A 3,089-nucleotide genomic window follows, 5' to 3' on the forward strand; every position below is an offset into this window, starting at 1 on the left:
CTCACCCACAAACAACCCGACACCCACGCGCTGACCCGCACCCTCGCCCAACTCCACACCACCGGCACCACCATCGACTGGACCGCGTGGTACCCGGCCGATCCCACTCCACGGTTGGTCGACCTGCCGACGTACGCCTTCCAGCACCAGCGTTTCTGGCTGGATCAGCCGACCGCACGGACCGGCGGACCCGACCGTACGGGCGAGGACCCGGCCGAGGCGCAGCTGTGGCACGCCATCGAAGAGCTCGACGTCGACGCCCTGAGCTCCACGCTCGGACTCGATGAGGACAGCCCCGGTATCGACGCCCTGCTGCCCGCCCTCCCCGTCCTCTCGACCTGGCGACGGCAACACCGCGAACGGACCGTCGTCGACTCCTGGCGCTACCGGATCACCTGGCAGCAGCTGCCCGCGCCGGACACCGCGACCCTGACCGGCACCTGGCTGGTTGTCCTGCCCGCCGACGGCGAGGAACACATCGCGGTACGAGCCGCCGTCCAGACCCTGCACTCCCACGGCGCCACGGCGTTCCCCCTCTCCCTTCCGCTCGGCTCCGGCGAACTCGCACGCGCGGAGCTGGCGGAACAACTCGCGCGGCTGACCGAGGACACACCGTTCGCGGGGGTCCTCAGTCTGCTCGCACTCGACCAGGGACCGTACTCCGCGCACCCCGCCGTGGCGGCCGGACTCGCGGCGACGACGACGCTCGTCCAGGCGCTCGGCGACGCCGGGATAGCCGCACCGCTGTGGTGCCTCACCCAGGGCGCTGTCGCCGCCAGGGGCGGCGATGTACTGCCGCACCCCGGCCAGGCGCAGATCTGGGGGCTGGGCCGGGTCGCCGCCCTTGAGCATCCCCATCGTTGGGGCGGGCTCATCGATCTGCCCACCGCGATCGACCATCGGACGACGAGCCGTCTCGCCGCACTGCTGGTGTCCGGTCAGCCCGAGGACCAGGTCGCCATCCGTGCGTCGGGCAGCTACGCCCGTCGTCTCGTGCACGCCACCACATCGTCCACGGCGCCCGCCACCTGGCAGCCCTCCGGCACCACCCTCATCACCGGCGGCACCGGCGGCCTCGGCGCACAGATCGCCCGCTGGCTCGCCCACCACGGCGCACCCCGACTCCACCTCATCAGCCGCACCGGCCCCCACGCACCCGGCGCCACCGAACTCACCCAAGAACTCACCGCACACGGCACCCACATCACCATCACCGCCTGCGACATCTCCGACCGCGACGCACTGCGCGAACTCCTCGACACCATCCCCACCGAACACCCCCTCACCACCGTCATCCACGCCGCGGGGACGATGGAGCTGTCCCCGGTCGCCGAGCTGTCCGCCGAAGGGCTCGACCGGGTACTGCGGGCGAAGGCGCAAGCCGCTACCCACCTCCATGAGCTCACCCAGGACCACGAGCTCACCGCGTTTGTCCTCTTCTCGTCCAACGCGGCCACCTGGGGCAGTGGTCAGCAGGCCGCCTACGCCGCCGCCAACACCTACCTCGACGCACTCGCCGAACACCGCCGCGCCCGTGGACTCCCCGCCACCAGCCTCGCCTGGGGACCCTGGAGCGACGCCGGGATGGCCGCCGACGACACGGCTCTCTCGCACCTCAAGCGGCGTGGTCTGTCACCGCTCGGCACCGAGCTCGCCCTGAAGTCCCTGCACCACGCCCTGACGCAGGGCGATACGGCCGTCACGATCGCCGATGTCGACTGGGACCGGTTCTCCAGCGCGTTCACGGCACAGCGACCGAGCCCGCTGCTCGCCCGGGTGACACCGTCCGGCACCGAGCCGACCGCGTCGCCCGGCACGGCCACGGGGACGGGGTCGGGCGCGGACGGTCCACTGCGGCAACAGCTCGACGCCGCCACCGACGACCAGCGGCACCAGATCCTCGTGCGGCACATCCAGACGCTCGCCGCCACGATCCTCGGCCACAGCGGCATCGACGCGGTTCCGGCCGCCCAGCCGTTCCAGGAGCTCGGCTTCGACTCGCTGACCGCCGTCGAACTCCGCGATCAACTCGCGGCCACCACTGGGCTGGGCCTCGCTCCCGCGCTGGTCTTCGACCATCCCACGCCGAACGCCCTCGCGATGTATCTGCGCGCCGAGCTGTTGGGCGGACAGACGGGAGTCGGCGCGGCCGTCCGGGCCCCGCACACCGCTTCGACGGCCACGGACGACGAACCGATCGCGATCGTCGGCATGGCGTGCCGTTACCCCGGCGGTGCGCTTTCCCCGGAAGGGCTGTGGGAGCTGGTGTCCACGGGCCGGGACGCCGTCGCGGAGATGCCCACCGACCGCCACTGGGACCTGGACACCCTCTTCGATCCCGACCCCGATCGTCTGGGTACCAGCTACGCGCGGGAGGGCGGATTCCTCTACGACGCGGGCCAGTTCGACGCCGCGTTCTTCGGCATCAGCCCGCGCGAGGCGCTCGCCATGGACCCCCAGCAGCGGCTGCTCCTGGAGACCGCCTGGGAGACCTTCGAAAACGCGGGGCTGAGCCGTGACGCCCTCCACGGCAGCAGCACCGGTGTGTTCACCGGTGGCACCTACCAGGGCTACGGCGCGGCCGGAAGCTCCTCGGCGGAAGAGGTCGAGGGCTATCTGCTGGCGGGTGGGACCCCGAGCGTCATGTCCGGACGGGTGGCGTATTCGTTCGGTCTGGAGGGGCCCGCCGTCACGGTGGACACCGCATGCTCCTCGTCCCTGGTGGCCATGCACCTCGCCGCTCAGGCACTGCGCCAGGGCGAATGCGCACTCGCCCTCGCCGGGGGCGTGACCGTGATGGCCACTCCCACCACGTTCATCGAGTTCTCGCGGCAGCGCGGGCTGGCGGCCGATGGCCGCTGCAAGCCGTTCGCGGCGGCGGCCGACGGCACCGGCTGGGGCGAGGGCGCCGGTCTGCTGCTGCTGGAGCGGCTGTCCGACGCACGGCGCAACGGCCACCGGGTGCTGGCGGTGCTCCGAGGTTCGGCGGTCAACCAGGACGGCACCAGCAACGGTCTGACGGCGCCCAACGGCCCCTCGCAGCAGCGGGTGATCCGCCAGGCACTCGCCAACGCCCGGCTCACCCCCGC

General features: G+C 72.0%; 1 protein-coding gene. It reads left to right on the top strand.

From position 1 onward, the window contains the following. The coding region (locus tag AB0C66_RS35900; RefSeq protein WP_362448808.1) for an SDR family NAD(P)-dependent oxidoreductase at positions 1-3,089 on the top strand (3,089 nt) is incomplete at both ends.

It is taken from the genome of Streptomyces sp. NPDC048636, from assembly GCF_040650655.1.
GTDB lineage: Bacteria > Actinomycetota > Actinomycetes > Streptomycetales > Streptomycetaceae > Streptomyces.